This is a genomic window from Psychrobacter piscatorii (genome assembly GCF_904846415.1).
Lineage (GTDB): Bacteria > Pseudomonadota > Gammaproteobacteria > Pseudomonadales > Moraxellaceae > Psychrobacter > Psychrobacter piscatorii.
The window spans coordinates 1-24,738 of the sequence record NZ_CAJHAR010000029.1 but is presented as its reverse complement, the minus strand read 5'-3'; the positions used below and the strand labels follow the sequence as shown (position 1 = coordinate 24,738).

Here is a 24,738-nt window from a genome sequence, read left to right as displayed (position 1 = left end):
TTTCTATATTGCTCCATCTTTTAGGTAGCCACTATTTTTTAGGTCAACATCATGTATAAGATACTCGTTATTGAAGACAACCCCGATATCGTGGCCAATATTTATGCTTTTTTTGAGCCCAAAGGCTTTGAGCTGGACAACGCACATAATGGCTACAGTGGGCTAACGCTCGCCGCAAGCAATCATTATGACGTGATATTGCTCGATGTCATGCTACCAGGTATGGATGGCACCAAGCTGTGTAAGAAACTCAGAGAAGAATTGCATGACAAAACGCCTGTCCTCATGCTCACTGCTCGCGATACGATTTTGGATAAAGTGGCAGGATTTGATAGCGGTGCTGATGATTATTTGGTCAAGCCATTTTCATTGATTGAGCTAGAGTGCCGTATCAAAGCACTCATACGTCGTCATGAGGACGATCATTTTGTACACAGTATCGCTGTGGGCGCGCTATCGTTGAACAATAGTGAACATACTATTATGCGCGAAGGCAAATCGATTAAGCTCACCCCAACTGGATTTAAGATATTACATATCCTAATGAGTGCAGCACCTCGCGTCGTCAGCAAGACAGAACTTGAAGAAAAGGTTTGGGGTCTGGATATACCGAGCAGTGATGCGCTACGTACTCATATGCATAGCGTGCGGGCGCAGGTCGACAAGCCTTTTGACAAAACCATGATAGTGACAGTGCCTGGTGTTGGTTACCAAATCATCGATCCCAATAAATCAGAAAACGCGGTAGTATAGCTGAGAGAGCAGCACCTCATACGGTCTACCATCGCTCACTATATCAATTGCCTCCTTCGATTAAGTACCTCTTTACTATGTTCAATATAGACTCGATAGCCAATAAGTTTCGATTATCCTACTTTATATTCGCGCTGTTGCTATGCGGGGCTTTTGTCAGTATTTTTCTATACGCGGAAAGTAGAATAGAACAGGAATTGGTCAAGGGTCGGCTGTTGCAGCAGCTTGATCTCAGTCAAGAAAAGTATGGCGATCGCTCTATTTATACTGCCGATCCAGGCATCAAGATCTATCGCTACGACAGTGCCCCTACTAATCTGCAAACCACAGCAACGGCAACGGTGCAAGAGAAGTCTGTCACTATAGACGGTGAGTCTGGCAAAGCCCACGGCAACCTTCATTTTTTCGCCTATCAACAAGGCAATCAGACTTACATTTTGACGTACTTGGAAGGGGTTGAGATGGTGATGAGTCACTACCCTGTTTTAGAAATCTTTGAAAACTTAGAAGATATATTTGCAGATACGCTAAGAGTGGCGGTCATTTTGAGTTTGCTTATTGCCGCTATATTCTCTCATTTGTCCTCCAAACAAATCATCAAGCCGCTATTGGATCTAAAACAAGCGGTCGAAACGGATCATAAAAACCTCACAGAATTGATGCACATGCCATCTGAGGTTGGGGTGTTGGCGCGAGCTATCGATGAAAAAAATCATAAGCTAGAGCAGTATCTCAAGCGCGAGCAACTGTTCACCAGTGATGTCAGCCATGAGCTGCGCACGCCCTTAACCATCATCATGGGTGCTTCTGAGGTATTGGCATCACAGTTAGCAGCAGACAGCTATCTGAACGAGTTTACCAATCGTATCAGTAATACAGCCCGTGAGACCTCCGAGATTATCACTGCCCTGCTCTTGCTCTCGCGCGCCCCTGAAAAACTAGATGCACCGCAAACATCCATTAATGGCATTGCCTTAGCCGAAGTGGAGCGACTGACCTATTTGCTGCGCTATAAAACGGTCACGTGTCAGGTAGTCGCTGAGCAAGAATACAGTGCCTATGTGCGCCCTGAGCTATTAAAAATGGCATTGGGCAATTTGATAAAAAATGCGTTTCAGTATACCGACGATGGCGAAGTGACCATCACTATCGATGACGAAAAAATCACGGTTACTGATACGGGTCTGGGTATTCCTGAGGTGATGATGCCTTTATTATATGAACGGTTTGAGCGATTGACTCATGACTATAAAGACGAGGGTACAGGCACAGCCTTGTCATCGGAGCATGATATCAATCACAAGGTTGAAGGCTCAGGTTTGGGGCTGAGTATCGTACAACGCATCATGTCTCATATGGGCTGGCAGCTGACCCATCAAGCCAATCATTCAGGCGGCAGCACTTTTAGTATTTATTACAAGTAGCACATGTAATAGCGCCAAAAAATCTCATCTAAAAAACACCCTCTTCCATATTTAATGTTCATTACCACGTATCCCAGCCTCTTTATAGTCTCTTAACACTTTCTTAATCTCTCTCGTCTTATACTCAAGCGATATCGACTTTGCCTGACTGTTTGTTTGGTCATGCAAAGCCGAGCGCGTACCTTGATATTAATAGACCATTAAGAATTCTATATGAATAAAATTACTCCTATTAATCTTGAAGACAAGACAGCCAGTCACGGCCCTATCGAGCAGGCAGCGCATCACAGTGCGCTCACACCTGATAGCTTTGCAGAGAGCGCCAAAGGTAAAACGGGCTTTTACCGAATTATAAAAGCTGCTGGCTATTCAATGGACGGCTTTAAGGCAGCTTATAAATTTGAGGCGGCTTTTAGACAAGTCGTGTGGCTCAACTTTGCCTTGTTTGTGGCTATCGCTTTTATGCCTTTTGCAATGAGTGTAAAGATGATGCTAGTCATCGCGTCTTTTTTATCTTTGATTGTTGAGCTGATCAATACCGGTATCGAAGCTTGCGTCGACCATACCTCAACCGCCAAGCATCCACTCGCAAAGATAGCAAAAGATGTCGGCTCCGCTGCGCAATTTTTGTCGTTATTTCTTTTAACGGTCTTATGGTTAATGGCGCTGTCTGTCTTTTTATAGCAGCATGCTGGAATCTATCACCACTTAATATACGTTATCAGGTGTATCCATGACTTTAGAAAACCACTCAATGGCTTGGGGCTGGCTAAAATTACTGTGCGTGACCATCATTGCCACCTTGGTTTTTGAGCATAGCCAGTTGGACATACGCATCAGTGAGCTTTTTTATAGCAATGGACACTGGCTACTAGAAAAGGGCGCGCAGCCTTATGCGTTTATCTTTTATGATTTGCCCAAAGCCCTATTAATTCTACTGGCGGTCTACCTCATAGCAGTGTTAATCATAAAGTATCGACAGCCTTCGCCTGACGCCGCCTCGCAGCATCGCCGTAAATTCGATAAATTTCTGCTTCCGTTACCAATTCGAGAGATCGGCTATCTACTGATTATAATAGCGATTGTACCGGCTAGCATTGCCACGCTCAAAGGTGTCACCCATGTGAGCTGCCCAAATGACTTGGTCATTTTTAACGGTGATCTGCCCTATCTTAACCTGTGGCAAAACATCGTAGCAGCTACGCCCGCCAGATGCTTCCCAGCGGCTCACGCCAGTGCAGGGTTTTCCTTATATGGATTGGCTTTTTTGCCGACGTTAAAAAAATATCGCTATCAAATATTTACAACAGTCACGGTCTTGGGATGGACAATGGGGCTGTATAAAATGCTGTTTGGCGATCATTTCTTTAGTCATACTTTGGTCTCGATGCTGCTATCACTGACAATAGCATGTACGCTTGCCACCCTTTTCTTTAAACACTCAATAGCAAATACAACTAAAAATACCGACAATCATAAAAACCGTGCTGACATGAAGCTGTCTAACACTGAGGCACCCAATATCTAGAATCAATATTGAGATATGAATGTTGAGATATAACTGAAACCAGCGCTTATATATTTACCAAAATAGCACTACTAACCATTTGAAAAACAATGTATAAATAATGAATGAGAACTGGCTTAGTATTGAGCAAAACCATGGATGGTGCTCGTTAATAAAACGCTTTACATATCGATAGCCTACAAAGGAATGTAGCCAGGCACCTCTTATGCATTGGGCAAAAAATCCCGCACATCTACGCCTTGCTGCTTATTCCATTACTGCTTGTCAGCACTATCGGTGACAGTCATGCCGCCAGTTACTCCATCAATCCTACCAATACGCACATACGATTTGCCATTGAACGCTTCAAAACCTCTGCCACTACTGGTGGCTTTTATGACATCAAAGGTCAACTGCAATACGACCCAAGTCTACAAACAGGCGACATCTCATTAATCATACCGATAGAGTCCTTAAATACAGGCAACTCCTCTTTTAACAGCAGTCTAACGGGGCCGGATTTTTTTGATGCAAAAAAATTTCCCTCGGCGCAATTTAAGTCGACGAAGTGGTATTTTGATCAAGACAAAAAAAGCCCGCAGGTAACAAGAGTAGATGGCAAGCTGACACTACATGGTGAGACACATCCTATTAGCCTGAAAGCCAAGAATTTTGATTGTTATTTGAGCCCCAGTCTTAAAAAGGATGTTTGCGGTGGCGACTTCACTGCGACAATTGATCGCACAAAATGGAATATAAACAAATTTGTCTGGTTTGGACTGACCAAAAATCTTAACTTAAATATAAAAGTCGAAGCCGCCAGACAATAGCAATCAGTGTTAACTTTACGACATTGCTTTTTCAATATAGATAGTTATCACGTTGCTTTATTTTGGTAGACACGACTGGCGAATTGCAGGCATATTAGGATGAGGGATTAAGGATGATTTATCAGTATTATAAGGACATTATGAAGCCACTTTCTGCCGTCATGCCAACATTGTCGTTTTCATTGGCAGTAGCATTGGGACTGGGATTTAGCTTAGTGTCTACCGTCGTGATGGCAGAAACTGTCAGCCTGCCAATAGATACTTTGCCCAGTCGAATAACCCTACCAAATGTCAGCCCAGCCAATAGTGCGCTTGCCAACCGCGGGGCTTACGTAGCGCGTACCGCTGATTGTATGGCCTGTCACCGTGAAGACTATAGTGGCGGCGTACCGATTGAGACGCCGATTGGCAATATCTACTCGACCAATATCACACCATCGACGCGCTATGGTATTGGCAATTATACTGAGGCCGATTTTAAAAAAGCCTTGCGCAAAGGTCGTGCACCCGGTCATCAGATCTATCCTGCGATGCCTTACCCGTCCTATCATGGCATGACAGATGACGATATCAGTGCATTATTTGCTTATTTCCAGACCGTTCCTATCGTAGACAAACCTCCTGAAAAAACCACACACCTCCCTTTCCCGTTGAATATCCGTAGCTTAATGCTGGCATGGAATGTCATCAATGTGCCTTCTACCGAAAACCGCTCAGGACTTACGCAAACCCAGCAACGCGGTGAATATCTGGTCAATAACTTAGAGCATTGTGGCACCTGCCATACCCCGCGTAACTTAACCCAAGGCCTTGATAAAGACCGTTATCTATCTGGGGCGCCACTCGGCAAATGGTTTGCCCCAAATATCACCCCTGACAACGACACAGGTATCGGCCTTTGGAGCGAAATGGACATCGTGACTTACCTGCGTACAGGAACGCTTGATAAGCGCGCTTATGCGGGCGGACCGATGGCGGAAGCCGTGGCACATAGTACGCGCTATCTCACCGACGAAGACCTGATCGCGATGGCATCTTATCTAAAAGTCGTCCCAGCCATTAAGACCGATGACTATTTGATACCGGTCAATGTCTATCGCCTGCCGCAGCCAGTCAACAACTCCATTACTTATAATTTACTGGAGCAAAAAGACTATCTGGCGCAGGCCAAAACGAATACTGTCAGCAGTGTCAACAATAGTGGTCTGAATAGCAACTCGCCAAAAGACTTATATTTAGCGAATTGCGCCAGCTGTCATGGCGTCGATGGTTACGCTCAGCCCGATGCACGCTATGCATCCATCGTTGGCCTCAGTAGTATTCGCCGCGTAAAACCTGATGCGCTCGTTGGCGTGATTGCCTTTGGCGCGAAAGGTGCATTTAACACGGCACCAAAAATGCCAGGCTTCTCAAAAGATTTAAGCCCTGCACAAATCGCTAGTATCACTAACTATGTACGAGTCACATTTGGTGGTCTACCAAGCAGCGATGTCAGCGCGGCTGATGTCACGCGTGTGATAAAAGAAAAAAGCTAACCCTAAGAATTGGCATTAAAACTAACTATAAAAATGCGCTCTAATCTTCGCCTTTTATCATATGGCAGAGACCCGCACGATAAGGATAATCCTATGAATGACCTGCTTCAATCCCCTACGCGTCGGCAACTGCTCTCAATGATAGGCAAGACCGCAGGCGCGACCGCAATGTATCAAGCGATGACCACGTTGGGGTTTGCCTCCGAGTCGAGCTTTAAAGAAGAAATGAGTCTGAAAGGTGCACCAGCTGGTGCCAGCATTGTGATTTTGGGTGCAGGATTGGGCGGGCTAACTGCGGCCTATGAGCTACGCAAAGCAGGCTACAAAGTGACCGTGCTTGAGTACCAAAATCGTGGCGGCGGACGTAGCTGGACACTCAATAGCGGTGACAAATATACAGAGCTGGGCGGCGCTGAGGTCACTTGCGACTTTAAACAAGGCAATTACTTTAATGGCGGTCCATGGCGATTGCCCATCCATCATTACGCGGTCTTTCATTACTGCAAAAAGTTTGGCGTCGCATTGCAACCCTTTATCCAAACCAATGATCGTGCTTATCTACACCGTACCAATCACTTTAACGGCGCGCCGCAGCGCTTGGGCGAAGTACAGAGCGATATTCGTGGTTATGTGTCAGAGTTATTGTCCAAAGCCGTAAATAAAGGCAGTCTCGATAGTACGGTTAATAAAGAGGACAAAGAGAAACTACTCGAAGGTCTAAAGGGCTGGGGCGTCCTTGATAATAACTATCGCTATGTCAAAAGCCATGAAACTGGCAAGCATCGCGGCTATAGTGTGTATCCGGGTGGTGGATTGATGCCAGATGCCAAACCATCAACGCCCATACCGATGGATAAATTATTGGACTCAGGCATGTGGTCGGACATTTATAGCAACTATACCGTCCATGTGCATCAACCAACGATGTTTCAGCCTGTCGGCGGTATGGGAAAAATCGGTGATGCGTTCACGCGCGAGTGCCGAGATATGATCACATTCAATGCCAAAGTCACCAAAATCAATCAAGACGAGACAGGCGTTAGCGTTGATTATGTCGATAGCAACAGCCCTGACGGTGCTACCAAAACGGTGCGCGCGGATTGGTGCATTTGTACGATTCCTTTATCCATATTGACTCAAATTGATATCAACGTCTCCGATCCGATGAAAAAAGCGATGGCAGCCGTCCCTTATGACAGCTCGTATAAAGTGGGTTTAGAATTCAAACGGCGGTTCTGGGAAGAGGATGAATGGATTTATGGCGGTATCACCTATACTGATCTGCCGATCACCCAAATCTCCTATCCGTCACAAGATATGTTTAGCACAGGCGCTGGTGTATTACTTGGCGCTTACGGATTTGGGGAGACTTCGTACAAATTTAACTCATTAACACCCAAAGAACGTATCAACGCGGCGCTCGCCTATGGCAAACAGATTCATCCGCAGTATACCAAAGAGTTCCGCTCGGGCACTTCGGTTGCATGGCACCGTATCCCTTGGTCGCTTGGCTGTTATGGTATCTGGAGCGAGTCCAGTCGTGAGCAGTATTACGAGACACTCTGCGAGATTGATCACCGCATCGTACTGGCAGGTGAGCACTGTTCGCACATTCCTGCGTGGCAAGAAGGGGCAATATTATCTGGTATGGATGCTGCTAAACGCTTGCATCAAAAGGCCAAGAAACTTGGGTAGCAGTGTCTTTTTAATAAGCTTTTGGATGACCAGTTTGGCTTTGAACCAAGGATGATAATAATGAGACTAGGTACATTAGGAATAATCATGAACATGGTGACAATAAACCCGATAAAATCATCTAGCTCGCTCAGCTCGAGCAAAGCAATGATGACGGTCATGGTTGGCGGGTCAATTGCATTAACAACGTTGTCAGGCTGTAGTCAGTATAAGGCAAAAAACGCAGCCACTATCGCTAGCCCGCAGACAGCGCCCATGCTATTTAACAATAGTTTTGACAATCAGGCCAGTCGCAATCAAGGTGCATGGGGCGGCGTATATATGTCCAAAGCAGAGTTGGCTGAACCCGCCAGCAATATTGTCGATGTGCGCTCAATACCAAAAATGAGCGATGATGCTAGCATGCAGAAATGGCTCACTAAATTTGAAGGCAGCACACAAGGCAAAACGGGGTTTTTTACGACCAATGGTAAGAAACTCTATAACGACTCTTGTGCAGGTTGTCATATGCACAAAGGTGAAGGTGCATACGGCGCTGGTTACTATCCACCGCTGGCTAACAACAGTAAGATGCAATCGAAATACTATATTATTAGTGTGTTAATCAATGGTCTGCGAGGTATGCCGTCGTTCCATAGCATGATGAATGATGCGCAAATAGCAGCGGTCACACAATACGTGCATAGCGATTTGAACAACTTCACTGACACGGTTACGACTGCTAATGTTGCGCAGCTACGCCATGATTTTCCACCAGGTTCAGATCCGAGTGAATAAATGGCACTCGCTATTTTATAAGATATCCAAACGCTTACATAGCATTTTAGATACGCTTGGGCGGTACAGAATAGGTACCGACTACGTGTGCCACGACCTCATCTGAACCTTCTGAATACAGAGACACCTCGCCCACTATCAAGGCTCGCCCTACTTTGAGTAAGGTACATTCAGCAATAATACGTGCATCCGCTGATGGTTTACGCAAAAAATTGATAGTCAGACTCGTCGTCACTGTCAATGGCACGATACCGATTTTCCCAAGTATCGCAACATAGATGGCGACGTCAGCGACGGCCATCATGACAGGTCCTGACACGGTGCCACCGGGACGTAGCTCATCTATGCCAATATCGTGTGATAAGGTCGCGCCATTTTCACTGACTGCTTCGACGATACATTTGGTTTGTGGAAATTCTAACGCCATAAAGGCGCTGATTTCTTCTTTGGTTGCAGACATAATTCTTCCTTGAATTGAACTTTCCTTATTACTTCACTGAATACATTCCTTTAATGTATTACTGGCGTACCTTCCGTACTAAAGGCAAATCCTTTATTACTAAAATTACCAATCATGACCGCTTCGATAACCGGTCTGACGGTTTCGTCCACACCTTCGACCTCGATGATGAAGTTGGCACCCGACCCGCCTTTATCTTCTTCTTTTTCGACAATATAGTTGAGCGTAGCCATTGCTGGTAGCTCAATGGGCTTGCTTAGATACGATTTTACCAGTGCACCATCGGTATCGTAATAATCAATTTTATTAATATACAGTGATTTTTTTAGCGTGGTATTGCGCACACTCAGCGTCGCTGACAGTAGCACTTTGCGATTGTCTCTATCGGTATAAATATCAGAATAAATAGGTACATAAAAGGTTTCTTTATAACTGAACTGACTGCGATCCACATCGGAGGTCACCTCTAACGCTTCAATCGGATCTTGTTGGCGCTCGGACAGAAGAACGTTCGGATCTTGCGCGGACGGATCACAGCCTGACAGCAACACCATAACAGTGACCAATAGAACGGATATACTGCGCTTATTCATAAACTTCCCCTGTCTCTTCTCATGTCACTGCGATTGCAAGCCGTTATTTGATTTTCACACCCACACTACGTAAGAATTGGTTGATGTGTTTGTTTGCGCCATAAATGACCAATACATCACGGTCTTGCAATATTTGATCAGGCGTGGCCAGACCTTGCACGCTAGGTTTGGTCTGGGTACGACCAAAGCTGTCTTCATAATACTCATAGCGCAAGGTACTAAGCAATCGGATATTGAATTTTTGCTCCAACCGCAACTCCTCAACCGTCTTACCGATCAACACATTTGGAATCTTAATTTCCACCATACTGAAGTTATCACTTAGCTCAAACGAATCGACAAAATGGCTTAGTGACAGTCGTTTGGCCCAGCGATTGGCCGCTTCTTTTTCAGGATAAATAATGTCATCGACACCGATGGCTTGCAGGACTTTTTTGTGCAGCGGATTAATGCTACGGCTGATCAAACGTTTTGCTTTTAGCGTCTTGAACAACGCCGTTGCCATCACGTTGGCGCCTTGATCCTCCCCTATAGCCACAATAACAGTATCGGTATCGACAATCGGTAATCCGCTCACGGTGTACTCATCCGTGGCATCCATACAGAGCGTATGAGAGATGACCTCCTTATAGGCTTCTACCCGTTGCATGCTGTTATCAATGGCAATCACTTCGTGACCTTGGCGGGTCAATGCTGCTCCCAGTGACGCACCAAAATTCCCCAACCCTACGATGATGTATTTCATAACCTTAATGACCTTTTTCAGTATCTTTTGATATATCTTCACTCGTTTTTAAGCATAAAACCGTCTGTTTACGACGATTTAGTTAATCGTGATTTCCTCAGTCGGATAGCGATAATTGCGTTGGCGCATGTTTTTGAGTAGCGCAATAAATATCGTCAGCATACTGACCCGTCCAACAAACATGATGACCGAAACCACCACTTTGCTAAAATCTGATAAGTCTGCTGTCAGGTTTAAACTTAAGCCCACCGTGCTATAAGCTGAGAAGCATTCAAACACCACTTTGATCAAATCAAGCTCTGGCTGATCATAACTAATCAGCGTCACACCCGTACCGATGACCAATAATGACAACCACATAATAGAGAACGCGCGGCGGACTGAAATCTCCGCAATCTGACGCTTGAAGACTTCTATCTTCGTTTGCCCACGGGCTAGACTCAATGTATTTAATAGCGCAATCGCAAAGGTACTGGTCTTTATACCACCACCCGTCGAGTTGGGCGACGCCCCAATCCACATCAAAAATATCGTTAGCATGACTGTTGGAAAAGTCAGCTCACCCATATCAATGACATTGAATCCTGCGGTTCGCGGCGTGGCAGCCGTAAAAAACCCTGTGATAAGCTTACCAAAAAAGCTGGTGTGGTCAGCGAGTACATTGTTGTATTCAAATACCATCACCCCAATCAGACCAGTCAACAATAACGCCCCAGTCGTAATCAAGGTAATACGGCTATTGATATTCAGCAACCAAGGCTGATAAATATAGTGCCGGTCATTGCGATATATCAGTCGCTCAGCGCGATGACGCAAATATCGCAGCACATTGACCACAATGGTGAAGCCCATACCACCAAAGATAAAAGTCATCGCAATGATAAGCTGCAATGGATAATTAAAGCGTATCGAATCGTCATACATGCCAGCACTAAAGGTAGAAAACCCAGCATTACAAAAAGCGGATATCGCATGAAAGACCGAAAAAAACAATTGCTCAGACCAGTCCATATCAGGCATATCATAAATGCTGATATAAATGAGTGCCGCCGCCACTGCCTCAACGGCAAATGTCACATATAAAATAGACTTAAGCGTCGACACCACATTACCCATGCCGCGCATATAAGACATCTCGCTAATGCTCGCTTGCGTCTCATAGCTGACACCGCCCTTAAAGAAGTAACTAAAATACGTCACGAACGTCAAAATACCTAGGCCGCCGATTTGTATCAGTCCCATGATAATGACTTGGCCAAACGTCGTAAAATAGGTTGCCGTATCCACCACAATAAGCCCAGTCACACAAACGGCACTGGTCGCGGTAAAGAGTGCATCAATAAAGGACAGCGGCTGCGTTGTCGCATTGGGCATCATCAGGAGCAAAGCACCAACCAGCACAACGGCTAAGAAGCTTAAGATAAAAAACTGTGCAGGATTTAGAAAGGTACGATTGAGATTAAAATTATGATCAGAGAGTTCACGGATAAAGGTGACAAACACGGCGATTTTTATCGCGACAAAACCATCAACGGCGGCGTCCAATCCAGAACGCACCAAGTCAGTGAAATGCGCCATCAATAAAATGACAATCGCTGTACTGGTAAAGGCGTCAAACACGGCGACTTTATTAAGCGTTAGCGGTTTTTTTGTGTAAATATAACGGCCAACCGTCACCACAAAGCTCAGCAAGATAATGACCAAATAAAAAATATGAAAAACTTGTTGTATCCATGTCGGTAGCGTAAAGCCACTATCTAACAGGGCAACAACTACTCCGATAACACTAATAAGAATCGTAAAATTATTTAATAATTGATAGCGTGCGGCTGCATTCATAGCCTGAGTCCATGACAACGATAACCACGATACTTATACTCCTTTTTTATGGTATTCACAAAAACTGATTTGAAATAATCGTAACTAATTATTGAATCAATATAGAACATAATCAGGATTAAAAAAGAATATCAAATACTTGCAAGGATATAGCACACTGACTGATTGTGTTGCTTGCTAAGCTGACTTTCACTCATCCTTTATCGTTACCGTCGTCATCTTTACACCGCCCCATGTAACCAACACCACACCAATGGCTATTAACATCGCTCCCAAAAACAAGCCTTCAGGCGGACGCTCTCCTTGTAAAAAAATCGCAATAGGCACACCAACGACTGCTCCCACTGCACCTAATAAACTGAGCAAAACAGGGCCGCCTGTTTTTTGCAAAAGAAATAATAATAAGAACTGACCCGCAAACACCCATGCTTGTACAGCTATCAACCCTAGCGGCAACCAAGCACCCAAAGATATCGCGACAGAAAAATTAGAGAGCGCACTAAATAAACCTAACAGCAGCGCCGCCGCAACCAGCATGCCAGGTGCAAGCGCACTAGATGAAGCATTGTCAGGCCAGCGTAATGTCCGATAGATATTACCAATGGCGAGTAGCACTGGCCCGCACAGCGCGACTAAAATCCAAAAGACACTAGACTCTGGCGCAGAAAGCTTATGAATAGCCAACACCCCTGCGCCAAAAAGCGCCGCCACTACGCCAAGCGCACGAATGAGATAAAAACGCTCCATACGCAGCATTAGTGCGCCAAGATACGTTAGCAGTGGGGGTAAAGATATAATAAGGGCAACAAACCCTGCCCCAACATGAGGAATAGCAGAAAATAACAGTAAGTTAGCAGCAGCCACACTGACAAAGGCAGCAACGAAATAATATTCAATACTACGGGCGCTAAAAGGAAGGACTTCTTTCCTAAGCAAAGAGACTATCAAGAGAATAATAGCAGCACCAGTGATCGACCAAAACAAAAACGCTAGTGGTGTCAGCCCAATGTCACCAGCGTATTTTGCTAGATTGGTCGAAATACCAGTGAGCGCGCCGCCTGCTAATAAGCAAGCAAAAGGCACAAGCCAAGTAGCCTTGCGAGTGTTTTTTTTGAGCGAGTTATTCATCAGCTATCCTATTGGATGACGATGTTTTATCTAGCTGGATAACTTTTTGCAGTGTTTATCATCGAGACAACACTATCGAGATAACACTGTCGCAGGCAAGCTTTGTACCGCCGTTGCTGCCGCATCAATAGCGCCCGCAATATAACCAGGGAATTGCGCTGACCATTCACTACCACAGCCTGTTAAACAATCTTGCCATACGCCTGTTTGTGGCTTAGATGGTGGCGCTACTGCATGCTGACCATCGCCGCTGACATCTGCTGGCATCGCCGTCAATGGGTCTTGCGCCCAGTCTTTGAGATACTCAGCAATTGGCGTATCCGCCTGTTTCCCAAATAGCCGCACCAACTGCGCACGGCAGTGTTCTTTTAACACATCATCAGAGACACTTTGGCGCACTTGCGCGGGAACGCCAAAGAAGCCAAACAACGCGCCATTGCCTTCTAGCGTAGAAGCATCATGTATCTCGGTGAGTGGCCCTACCGCACTGCGCGCTGCGCCTGAGAGACCGTTATATCGCCAAAATGGTGACTCATAGACCGCCACATATTTGGCATGGGGTGCCATCCAAGTGGCTGTCTCTTGCCACTGTGTACTCAGATTTTGCGGTAATGCTGGCTGAAATGTTATACGACCTTCTACCAACCGAGGTGGTAGCGCAAGTAACACATGCTGCGCTCGAAACGTAGTTACACGTCTGGTGACATGTCCGAAAGTATCTTCGCTCTGTACTTCAATATGTCCATCCGTCTTACTCAATTGCCGTACCGTTTGATTGGTTATGATACACCTAGCATCTAAACGAGCGTATAGCGCCTCAATCAAAGCAGCCATACCACCGACTAGCCGCATAGAAGGTGGTGCGCTTTTATAACCTTGCATACGCACAGGTGGCTGGTTGGCAGCGCGCTCAACCATCATATTGCCTTCTTCGAACTGCGAAAAACGTGATAAATTCAACGACTCAATCAGACTACTTAACTGCGTTTGATAATCCGGCCAAAACCAAGATGGTCCCAAGTCGAACGCCGTGCTTGATTCTGCTTGATCGATATCAGTACTGTTATCAACAGTGTGTGCATCTGAATATTTAGCAACTGCAATGCGACCACCAAAGGTATTACGCGCCTCTAGCAGTCTATACGCTATGCCCTTTTGCTCTAATAAAAAGGCGGCGTATAGTCCACTTAGCCCGCCGCCGACGATCACCACAGGTATGTCTTGCATATTAGATTTATTCCTGTTTAGTTGAGGTTACTCAGCTAGCAGTTTTGTGAGTAGCTCATCTATCTCAACCTTAAACTCTTTGTCTTCAATTTTATTGGCTGTGACTTTGGCATTTTGTAGATTTTGGATAGCAGCTTCAGTCTCACCTGTCTCAAGCTGTAGAACCGCCATAGAAAAAGCAATTGATGACATATGATCTTTTGAATTGATCGCCGTAGCTTTGACTAATGCTTTATCATAAATAACCAATGCTTCGTCCAAATCCTCTGTGAAATCAGCAAGTGTCTCCCACTGTTCTGGATGATCTTTATCGGTATTTTCGTTGTCGGTACAAATGGCTTTTAGTTCTGCATAAAGCGCGTCAAATCTTGCTTGATCGCCTCTGCGATCGGCCTCTAGCAATTCTTCGGCTAAGGTATAGATGGCTTTATATATTTTGGTATTGATCATTGCTTATAACCTTTTTTGTATAACTCATTAGATAATTTTTGTCGCAAATAACAAGAGATATGAAGTTTAAAAAACTCGAGACGCCCAAATTTTCATTGCTATAGAATAAACCATTTAGTTTATCGTATGTTCTATCATTGATGTTATTTAGGCTTTTCTGTATATGAGCGGTTATAAGTCAAAAGAAGAACAATACGGTATCTGGTAAAGCTCAGTATGATATATATCTTATCGGACTTTATTCTGAAAAAAAAGCAAGGCACTAAATGCCTTGCTTTTTTTGTTACTTATGAGAATTAAACCGAGTGCTAGAACTGTGAATATTTAGCACAAGAGGCTGGCTGCCAATAGAACTCAGTGGCAAAAAATTCATCGTCGCGCATACGACCTTCATAACTATCATCAAAGATGATTTTGTATTGGCAAGTTTCTACATTATTATCAGCATCGTAAAATTTGAGGATATAGTCCCATTCACGGGCATTGAACCCTTCACTGAAGTGAGGGGTACCTATTAATTTGTAAATATCATCTTTAGTAGTCCCTACTTGAATCTTGGCAATATCATCAGGAGTGGCAATAGTTCCCCCTTTTTGCCATGCTTTCTCTGGATTAGGAAATACTAAATTGTTAGCATCAACAGATCCGTGCTGAGCGCCAGGCGTTAAATGCCAAGTCGGCATTATATTTTTTTGAGTACAACCAGTCACTGTGAATAGTAAAGCAGCTGTTGCTAATAAGCCATGACGATAAAAAGATTTTTTCATTATCCATCCCTTAATGTATTTTATGAGTAATTTGATAGCACCTGTTTATTTTAGATAGGTGCTATCATGAGACAATAGGGCTATGTTAGAAATGGAAGCCTGCACCAACTGCACCACCAGCATTCCCTTGGGTATCTGCTGTACCATTTACCTTAAATACCCAACGACCATTATCAGATACTTTAGAGACACCAACAGCAACTGCACTCTCACCATTGTATGTCGCGACACCACCACCAATCATTGATTTACCAGGGATATAAGCTTGTGGCAGTGAAGACATTGCCATAGCAGCAGAGATACCAGCGTTAGCATCATCTTCTACTTCATTGATCTTATAGCCCAACTCATTCACGCTATTGCTCAGTTTGCTATCTAGAGCACTCAACTGACCAAAGTTGACAGCATCAGTAGCTTCGATACCATCAGCGACACCAGTGATTGTTTTACCGCCTGCATTAATTCCTGCAGAGGTCATGCTTGGACCATTTGTTATAGTCACGCCATTGCTGTTAAGCGTCGTATTACCAGTGGTCACACTATCAGCAGTCACACTGTCCACGTTAATATTACCGCTCAAGTCAAACTTGATACCGCTAGCAGTTGTGGTTGTTGTGATATTATCACCACCTTCCAGCTGAATCACGCCATCGCCTATTGACTTACTGATATTGTCACCATTATCGGCACTGAAGCTCAGTCCAGCATCCAGTCTATCAGTGTTAGCTTGAATATTTTCGTTAGCCTGAGCATTACCTTGGTTCACAGCAGCAATCGCATCATTAAGATTGCCTTTGCCAGTTCCACCAATGTTGCTAGCTGTTAGGTTACCGTCAGCATCGAGCGTCGCATTGCCACCAATAATACTCGCAACATCACTTCCTAGATTATGTAACTGACTACCATTGATGGCGTCTGTACTACCAGCACTGACATTACCAGCTTTAACATTCGTTATCGTTGTGCCTCCAGTGCCACCTAAGGTAATACTACCTTTATTAACAGTGTTGTCTTGGTTCTTATCGTACTGAACTGCACCTGCTGTTAAATCTGCTAAGCCATCAGACACTGCATCAACTTGGCCTTTGTTTGCAGCATCTGTTGCTGCTACACCGTCTCCAACATTGGTGATAACTGTTCCACCAGCATTGAAACCAGCTGCAGTAACGCTTGGACCAGTCGGTGCACCTGCGCCATTAATAAAGCTGATTCCACCTTGATTGATTGAGATACCGTTATTGCCAGTAGCATCGGTCGCGGTAAAACCATTAGCTCCATAGTTGCTAGTGTTAGCACCGTCAGTAACGTTGGTACCTGTGGCTGAGGTAATGGTTACATTGCCATTGCCATCATCTAAGGTGTTGCCTGTGGCTGTGCTGACGTTGGTGTTGCCGTTACCGTCATCTAAGGTTGAGCCGATAGCCGTATAGTCAGCGCTGTTGCCAGCTGCATCTACAACATTGGTACCGCCTGTGGTGATGGTGGTTGCGTTACCTTCACCGTCATCAACTTTGACGCCTGCGTTGTTTGTAACGGTGTTGCCTGTTGTGATGCTTCCATTAACGCCTAGGTCAATGTTTTCTGCTAGATTGTAGTTGATACCATTATCGACATCATTGGTAACCACAAGGTTGCCATCAGTATTGGTAAAGTCAACAGTTTGACCTAACTGCACATTATCAGCTGTACCGCCTGCTGCACTAACGTTAAAACCTTGGTTTGCTTGCGTTTGAATGTCGGCGATAGCACCTGTATTAGTTGTAGTACGACCATCTAAATTACTAAGCGCGCTACCTACATCATTAAAGTCAGCCGTAGTACCTGTATTAGCTCCTGTATCTAGAGTGTAGGTAGGTGCACTAATACTACCAGTCGTATCATCATAAAGAGCGCCGCCACCTAAGTTAGTTGCAGTGTTGCTACCCAAAGTATCTACTTTTGCATCAACCGCTTCAACTTGCCCAAAGGTCGCCGCATCGTTTGATACAACACCATCAGCTACATTCGTGATTCTATTACCACCATTGTTAAGTCCAGCTCTACCAAGAATAACCGTATCAACTGGGCCATTTAAGATAGTTATACCGGCATTGTTTACGTTAGTGTTTCCTACTCTGACACTACCAGTAGTTCCTAGGTCAATGGCTTCAGCAAGTTGTACGCTTAGGCCGTCTGCACCATTAGCAACTACGCCGATATTACCTGTAGTTAAATTACCAGTTGCACCACCTGTAATGTTTAAAGTTTGACCAAGATTACGCTGAACGTCGTTACCGCTATCACCAGCAAACGTTAAGCCTAGATTTGTGACGCCAGTGATAGCAGCATTCACGTCTCCTGCGTTGGTGGCATTATTAGCGTTGGCAATATTAGTAATATCACCAGCACTTTCGACACCAGTAATTTGAGTCATACCAGCATCAATGCCAGCTGCTGTGATACTTGGAGTTGTTGTACCATTAGTATTAGTAAAACTAAGACCTGTTTGGTTAACGATAGTACTATTACCAGCACCATCTGCGGCAACTAGACCGTCAGCGCCGTAGTCACTAGTATTGGTACCGTCTGTAACGTTAGTACCAGTTGCTGAGGTAGTAGTGACGTTGTCTGAATCATCCAGTATTATATTGCCTTGAGCACCACTAAGGTTAACGTTACCTGAATCATCAAATATCGCATTACCGATGGCACCACTTAAATTAGCATTTCCTGAGTCGTCGAATATCGCATTACCGAAGGCCGCACTCGCATTGGTATTGCCTGAGTCATCAGTCAATACTGTGGTAGCAGCACCATAATTACCAGTATTGCCATTACCGTCTGTCACACTGGTACCTGTACCCGTGATGGTGGTCACATCAGTACCACTGGTAATAGTGTTACCAAGTGCGGTGCTGTCGTTGGTGTTGGTACCATCTGTCAGGCTTGCACCTGTTAGGCCATAATCTGCGATGTTAGTACCGTCAGTAATGTTGGTACCTGTTAATGTGACTGCGGTCACGTTGCCATTGCCATCATCAATTCTAACGCCAGTGTCGTTAGTCACGGTGTTGCCAGTTGTGACGCTGCCATTAACTCCTAGGTCGATGTTTTCAGCAAGTTGGATGCTAAGTCCTTCTGTGCCATCTGCAACCACACCAATGTTGCCATCAGTTAAGTTACCAGTCGCATTGCCTGTAACGCTTAAGGTTTGACCTAAGTCACGGTCAATGACAGTGCCATCGTCGCCAACAAAGTTGAGACCAAGCTCAGTTAGGTCGGTAGTAGCATTCTGTAAGTCGCCGATATTAGCAGCATTGGTTAACGTGTCGCCGGTAGCGGCAGCTAAAGTGCCACCCTCAAGTCCGCTTGATACGCTTGTAATAACCGTGTCATCTGCATCGATACCTGTGGCTGTGATGCTTGGACCTATCGGTGCGCCTTGATCATCTAAGAAGCTAACGCCTGCTTGATTAAAGACGGTGCTAGTGACGCCATTAGTGGCTGTGAAGCCATCAGCGCCGTAGTCACTAGTATTGGTACCGTCTGTAACGTTAGTACCAGTTGCTGAGGTAGTAGTGACGTTGTCTGAATCATCCAGTATTATATTGCCTTGAGCACCACTAAGGTTAACGTTACCTGAATCATCAAATATCGCATTACCGATGGCACCACTTAAATTAGCATTTCCTGAGTCGTCGAATATCGCATTACCGAAGGCCGCACTCGCATTGGTATTGCCTGAGTCATCAGTCAATACTGTGGTAGCAGCACCATAGTTACCAGTATTGCCATTGCCATCAGTCACATTAGTCCCTGCAGTGGTGATGGTGGTTTTAATAGCTGTATTAGTGCTATCAGTAATGGTTACGCCAGTATTGTTAGTCACGGTGTTACCAGTCGTGACGCTACCATTAACTCCTAGGTCGATGTTTTCAGCCAAGTCATAGTTGATGCCATTGTCTGACACAGTTGCAACTAAGTTGTTATCAGTGTTAGTGAAATCAATCGTTTCACCCAATTGAACATTGTCTTCAGTTTCATTATTAGCCAGATCACTGTTGTCAGCAGTGATATTGAAGCCTTGATTGGCTATGTTCGCAACGGATTTTAGTTGTGAGACGTTCACCGCGTCACTGTCATTTGTACCTGCTGCAACATTGACGATCTGACGATTGCCTCCAGCTGTACCTGTACCGACCGATACCGCACCTAAGTTAGTGCTGTCCGTCGCGGTGATTGCATCTTGATCAGCAGTTAGTGCCGCTGTTGGAACAAAACCTATTGCTCCGCCTTCGATACTTGCTACCGAATCTTGACCTAGTGCAATACCGCTATTGACTGTAGCAGAAGAGTTGTTACCGATTGCTACGCTACCCATTGCACTTGCGGCAGACTGAGCGCCAAGTGCCACTGAGCTCATACTTGCATTGGCACCTTGACCACCCGCTAACCCACTAAAGCCTGAGCTAGCACCTACACCGATAGCCGTCGCATTTATACTATTTGCACTGGCACCCTGCCCGATAGCCGTCGTATTTATACTATTTGCCTTAGCATTTTGCCCAATGGCAGTTGCATTTATTCCATCCGTAGTAGCATCTTGCCCGATTGCTGTTACAGCGATACCATCTGCTTTAGCATTCTGTCCGATTGCTGTTGCATTTATTCCACTTGCGTTAGCACCTTCTCCAACGGCAGTTAATCTAATACCTCTTGCCGTAGCGTTAGAGCCGACTGCAAGCGTATCGATACCTGTAGCAGTTGTTGTAAACGGTTGAGCATTGCTCGACCGTATCGGGAAGTCTATGCCGTCAACTCTGGTATTTAGATCAGCAATGTCACCTGTGTTAGTCGTAATACGACCATCTAGGTTGCCAAGAGCCTCACCGACAGTATTGACCGTAGTAGTACTGTTGTCTAAAATATATTCTGGTGGAGTATAAGTATCTGTGGCTGCATCATAACTACCACCTAACGCTGTCATATTGCCTATAGAGCGATTTGTGTTGTCAGTGATATTGGTGGTGTTGTTATTAATTGCAGTAGTCGCCGTGTTGACTAGAGTGTTGATCTGACCACCGTTTACAGCGTCAGTTGATCCCACTGAGATGTCGCCATCAGCAACACCTGTTATATTACGAGCATCATCATTTGAATTCGCAAAGCTTACGCTAGTGCCGCCAGTCTGACCACCTACAGTGATCGCACCTGTTCCAGCATCTTGACGTACGATACCTGTGACACCTGTCGTCAGATTATTAAGATTGGTAGTATTAGTTGTAACATTAGTATTAACTGCCTTTAGCTGTGAGACATTGACAGCATCGGTATCAGTAGCACCTGCTGCTAGCCCTGTTAGACGTCTACTACCAATGTTTACTTCAGCGGCAGCAGTAGGCAATGTAACAGAGATAGCATTGCCATTTGCATCTAATGGCTGATACGCAGCTGTAGATAATGTATTACCATTTGCTACGCTACCTCGCCCGATTGAAACAGAGTTAGCAGCAGATGCTGTTACTCTGCCACCAAGTGCAATGGCATTTTCAGCTAAGGCTTGTCCACCAATCGCAATGGCGCTGTCAGCTAAGGCTTGTCCGCGGATAGCTACTGTAAACTGACCTTCTGCTCTTGCTGCATCTCCTAAAGCTGTAGCAGCAGTACCTGTTGCAACTGAATTATAACCTAGCGCAGTGGTCCGACTGCCTGTAGTTGTTGCATTTGAGCCTAACGCTGTTGCACGATTTCCACTTGTTGAGCTTGAATTGTCTCCGATAGCAATATTACCATTCCCTAACGCTCGCGAGTCTGCACCTAATGCTACAGCTCCAATGTTATCTGCACCGCCACCTGTTGCGATAGAATTAACCCCTATAGCAACGTCTCCGACTTGATTAGCTGTACTATTATCACCCACAGCGACCGTACTAAATCCGGCAGCATTCGCATCCCTACCGACTGCAGTTGCTCCCTCTAAATCAGACTGTGCATTTTTACCAATAGCAATCGCATCTAGACCAATCGCACCATCGTTATTTTCATTAGTGCCGCCAGTTGAGTTAACGCTGACATATTTCACTCTCTGTTGGGCAACTGTATTAGTCAGATCAGCAATGTCACCTGTGTTAGTCGTAATACGACCATCTAGGTTGCCAAGAGCCTCACCGACAGTATTGACCGTAGTAGTACTGTTGTCTAAAATATATTCTGGTGGAGTATAAGTATCTGTGGCTGCATCATAACTACCACCTAACGCTGTCATATTGCCTATAGAGCGATTTGTGTTGTCAGTGATATTGGTGGCGTTGTTATTAATTGCAGTAGTCGCCGTGTTGACTAGAGTGTTGATCTGACCACCGTTTACAGCGTCTTTGCTATTAGTAGAAATGTCCCCGTTAGCTACAGCAGTAATTTTATTATTTCCATTATTGAGACCAGAACTGTTCAATATGACTGTATCACCACCAGTACTGCTAAGAATGGTTACGCCAGAATTATTTAAAGTTGTATTGCCTGTTGTCACACTGGTAAGACCAGTAAGACTCTTAGCCAGTTTGATGGTCAAAGAGCTGTCGGTATCATTAGCCACAACGCCAATATTGTTATCTGTTAAATCAGTTGCTGTCGTAATGCCACCTTTTACAGCAAGTGTCTGACCTAGCTGACGAGTCACGTTAGTGCCTGTATCCCCTGCAAAAGTCAGTGGTGTTTGTAACGCGCTATTTATTGCGGTTATCGCACCACCAACAGTGTTGACCGTGTCACCTGTACCATTCCCTGTACCAGTAGGACCTGTTTCACTTGGGTTAGTAAAGACGCTGTAGCTTGGCGGTGTATAAACATTATTTGCAGCATCATAACTACCACCTAACGCTGTCATATTGCCTGTAGAGCGATTGGTATTGTCGGTTACGTTGGCGTTGGTTGTGTTTAGCTGACCTGTAACAGTGTTTACCAGAGTACTCACTTGACCACCATTAATGGCGTCTTTACTGTTCGCAGCAATACTCCCATTAGCAACGTTAGTAATATTGTTGTTAGCAGCATTGATACCATTAGTTGTGATACTTGGACCACCAGTGATAGTCAAACCTGTATTGTTCAGTAAGCTGTTGCCCGTAGTAACGCTGGTAAAGGTTGGTGTGTTACTTAAGCTAATAGCAACACCAGTGGCAGAAGATACAGTGCTTAAGTTGCCACTACCAGTAATAGCTAGCGCCTCTCCAAGCTTACGAGTGGTTGTGCCTGTATTTCCAGTAAAAGTCAGTGGCGTCTGTACGGCTGAGTTTAGGGCGCTAATAGCACCACCGACACCAGTGACATTACTCGCTGCATTGGCAGGGTTACTGACGACAGAGTAAGTAGGTGCCGTGATAGCTCCTGTCGCAGAACTATACTGAGAGTTACCACCAAGTGCAGCGGCTGTATCAGTACCCTGCTTATCAGTTAATGTGCTTCGTTGCGTTAACTGAGCGACAGTGACAGCATCACTAGCGGCTGAACCATCAGCTAGGTTAGTGATACGACGAGTAATTGCTGATCTATTAGCTGTTGAGCCAGGAGTATTAATGTCAGTACCGTTACCTGTTGCTGTACGACCAACAGATAGTGTTCCTTGATTATTCTGAGCGACATCCGTTAAATATGAGCTTCCAGATTGTGCAGTTGCAACTGAACCTTGCCCTAACGCCGCACTATCATCACCGGTTACCTGTGCATTGAGACCAATAGCAACACCGCCTGTTACAGCAGTATTTGCACCATCACCAATTACCACTGCATTGGTTGCGGTTGCTTGAGCATTTGTACCGATAGCGACTGACTTTTCAGCGGTTGCAGCTGAAAAAGCACCAAGTGATAAAGCATTATTTGCCGTTGCTTGTGCGCCGCCACCGAGTGCAATAGAGTCCTGAGCAGATGACTTAGTTTGCCCCACAGTTTGATACGCTGCACCTGGCTGCCCGCCAACACTACCAGCGCCAGTAATATCTGGTGCACCAATAGCGATAGAGCGATACCCTGTGGCTGTTGCAGAGTGACCTATAGCAAGTGAACCTACACCGATAGCAGCTGATACGTTACCTAATGCTTGAGAGAAATCACCGCTAGCAACAGACTGTCGCCCTAGTGCTAGTGCTGTATTGCCCTTTGATAAAGCTGCTGTACCGATGGCTATACCAGCAACGCTTTCTGTCTTTGCATATTGACCTACTGCGAGACTTAAGATTGATGCCGTTGTTGACCCTGTGCCAATCGCTACAGAACCAGTAGAGGCATTAAGTGGTGTAAAGGTATTTCGATCTGCTGCTGGAACAGTATTGGAGTTGGCAGTGAGAGACGTATAATAAGGATTACCACGATCCGCAATAGTTGCACCGCCATTATTTGTGGCACTTGAGCAACCAATAGCAATATTGTTAGTGCTAGGGCCTGAGTTCGCTACAACTCCACTTGTGCCTGCACCTGTTCCTGTAGTCGCAGGTATACAGTCATTCGAGATTGCTGTACCAGTACCAGTACCACCGTTTGTCCCTGTTTCAGCTAATGCCTGCGGCGATACAATAAATACTAAACTGGTCAGACCAGCAGTTACCATGCCTGATCTTAATATATTTAGAGTAAATGCTTGCGTGCCTCCTGTCTCAAGTGGGCTGGTACCTGAGGTAACAGCTGAGCTTGAAGACTTGCCGCGGCCCTTAGCGTATTCGGCAACTGCCGTAAAGCATCCCAATGACCTATTCCATATCACTTTATAATTACGGTTCATATCGGTTTCTTCCTTTAATAAGAGTAAGTGGGCGGTGTACGACAGTAAAACCTTTTAGCCAGTAAGGCTAACTCAACTGAAACTCGGGCTTTATGCAAGAATATCGAAGCAGAAATAATTTAAATATCTTAAGTAACAAATTCAATACTATTCTGTCTATCTTAATACACATTGAAACTCAGATCAATGCCGTTAATCATCAATTTACTACCGCTTATCTTAATTCCTTATTAACCATAAGGTTTATATACTATAATTT

Annotated in this window: 17 protein-coding genes; 8 read left to right on the top strand and 9 right to left on the bottom strand. The window is 45.0% G+C overall.

The window, feature by feature from the left end:
- Positions 1-51: 51 nt before the first annotated feature.
- From JMX83_RS11985 to JMX83_RS11950, 8 genes are all read left to right on the top strand, one after another.
- Positions 52-753 (top strand): response regulator transcription factor, encoded by a 702-nt coding sequence (locus JMX83_RS11985; RefSeq protein ID WP_201602091.1) that lies wholly within the window; start codon positions 52-54, stop codon positions 751-753.
- A gap of 77 nt (positions 754-830) precedes the next feature.
- Positions 831-2,177: a sensor histidine kinase gene (locus tag JMX83_RS11980; protein ID WP_201602088.1), complete on the top strand. Its 1,347-nt coding sequence runs from the start codon at positions 831-833 to the stop codon at positions 2,175-2,177.
- A gap of 222 nt (positions 2,178-2,399) precedes the next feature.
- Positions 2,400-2,861, top strand: a complete 462-nt coding sequence (locus tag JMX83_RS11975; RefSeq protein ID WP_406947637.1) for a diacylglycerol kinase — start codon at positions 2,400-2,402, stop codon at positions 2,859-2,861.
- A gap of 49 nt (positions 2,862-2,910) precedes the next feature.
- Complete coding sequence (locus tag JMX83_RS11970) at positions 2,911-3,705, top strand: PAP2 family lipid A phosphatase (RefSeq protein WP_201602083.1); 795 nt, start codon at positions 2,911-2,913, stop codon at positions 3,703-3,705.
- A gap of 239 nt (positions 3,706-3,944) precedes the next feature.
- Positions 3,945-4,514: a YceI family protein gene (locus JMX83_RS11965; RefSeq protein ID WP_227675843.1), complete on the top strand. Its 570-nt coding sequence runs from the start codon at positions 3,945-3,947 to the stop codon at positions 4,512-4,514.
- Between the two features lie 140 nt (positions 4,515-4,654).
- Entirely contained in the window at positions 4,655-6,049 is a 1,395-nt protein-coding gene (locus JMX83_RS11960) for a c-type cytochrome (RefSeq protein WP_406947636.1), read from the top strand.
- Positions 6,050-6,142: 93 nt separating this feature from the next.
- A complete protein-coding gene (locus JMX83_RS11955) occupies positions 6,143-7,744 on the top strand; it encodes a flavin monoamine oxidase family protein (RefSeq protein ID WP_201602079.1) in 1,602 nt (533 codons plus the stop codon).
- Positions 7,745-7,891: 147 nt separating this feature from the next.
- Positions 7,892-8,521, top strand: a complete 630-nt coding sequence (locus JMX83_RS11950) for a c-type cytochrome (protein ID WP_201602121.1) — start codon at positions 7,892-7,894, stop codon at positions 8,519-8,521.
- Positions 8,522-8,567: 46 nt separating this feature from the next.
- Here JMX83_RS11950 and JMX83_RS11945 read toward each other — a convergent pair whose 3' ends face one another.
- The 9 genes from JMX83_RS11945 to JMX83_RS11905 all read right to left on the bottom strand — a co-directional run bounded on the left by JMX83_RS11945 (position 8,568) and on the right by JMX83_RS11905 (position 24,479).
- On the bottom strand, positions 8,568-8,981 hold the full coding sequence (locus tag JMX83_RS11945; protein WP_201602077.1) for a PaaI family thioesterase: 414 nt from the start codon (positions 8,979-8,981) through the stop codon (positions 8,568-8,570).
- Positions 8,982-9,031: 50 nt separating this feature from the next.
- Positions 9,032-9,574, bottom strand: coding sequence for a DUF3124 domain-containing protein (locus JMX83_RS11940; RefSeq protein ID WP_201602075.1), 543 nt, complete (start codon positions 9,572-9,574; stop codon positions 9,032-9,034).
- A 43-nt stretch (positions 9,575-9,617) separates the two neighbouring features.
- A complete protein-coding gene (locus JMX83_RS11935) occupies positions 9,618-10,319 on the bottom strand; it encodes a potassium channel family protein (protein WP_201602073.1) in 702 nt (233 codons plus the stop codon).
- A 78-nt stretch (positions 10,320-10,397) separates the two neighbouring features.
- On the bottom strand, positions 10,398-12,158 hold the full coding sequence (locus JMX83_RS11930) for a TrkH family potassium uptake protein (RefSeq protein ID WP_201602070.1): 1,761 nt from the start codon (positions 12,156-12,158) through the stop codon (positions 10,398-10,400).
- 189 nt (positions 12,159-12,347) lie between these two features.
- A complete protein-coding gene (locus JMX83_RS11925) occupies positions 12,348-13,286 on the bottom strand; it encodes a DMT family transporter (protein WP_201602067.1) in 939 nt (312 codons plus the stop codon).
- Between the two features lie 72 nt (positions 13,287-13,358).
- Entirely contained in the window at positions 13,359-14,513 is a 1,155-nt protein-coding gene (locus JMX83_RS11920; protein ID WP_201602064.1) for a flavin monoamine oxidase family protein, read from the bottom strand.
- A gap of 27 nt (positions 14,514-14,540) precedes the next feature.
- Positions 14,541-14,963 (bottom strand): tetratricopeptide repeat protein, encoded by a 423-nt coding sequence (locus JMX83_RS11915; protein ID WP_201602061.1) that lies wholly within the window; start codon positions 14,961-14,963, stop codon positions 14,541-14,543.
- A 308-nt stretch (positions 14,964-15,271) separates the two neighbouring features.
- Positions 15,272-15,730, bottom strand: a complete 459-nt coding sequence (locus JMX83_RS11910) for an outer membrane protein assembly factor BamE (RefSeq protein ID WP_201602058.1) — start codon at positions 15,728-15,730, stop codon at positions 15,272-15,274.
- 85 nt (positions 15,731-15,815) lie between these two features.
- Positions 15,816-24,479, bottom strand: coding sequence for a YadA-like family protein (locus JMX83_RS11905; RefSeq protein WP_201602055.1), 8,664 nt, complete (start codon positions 24,477-24,479; stop codon positions 15,816-15,818).
- Positions 24,480-24,738 lie beyond the last annotated feature (259 nt).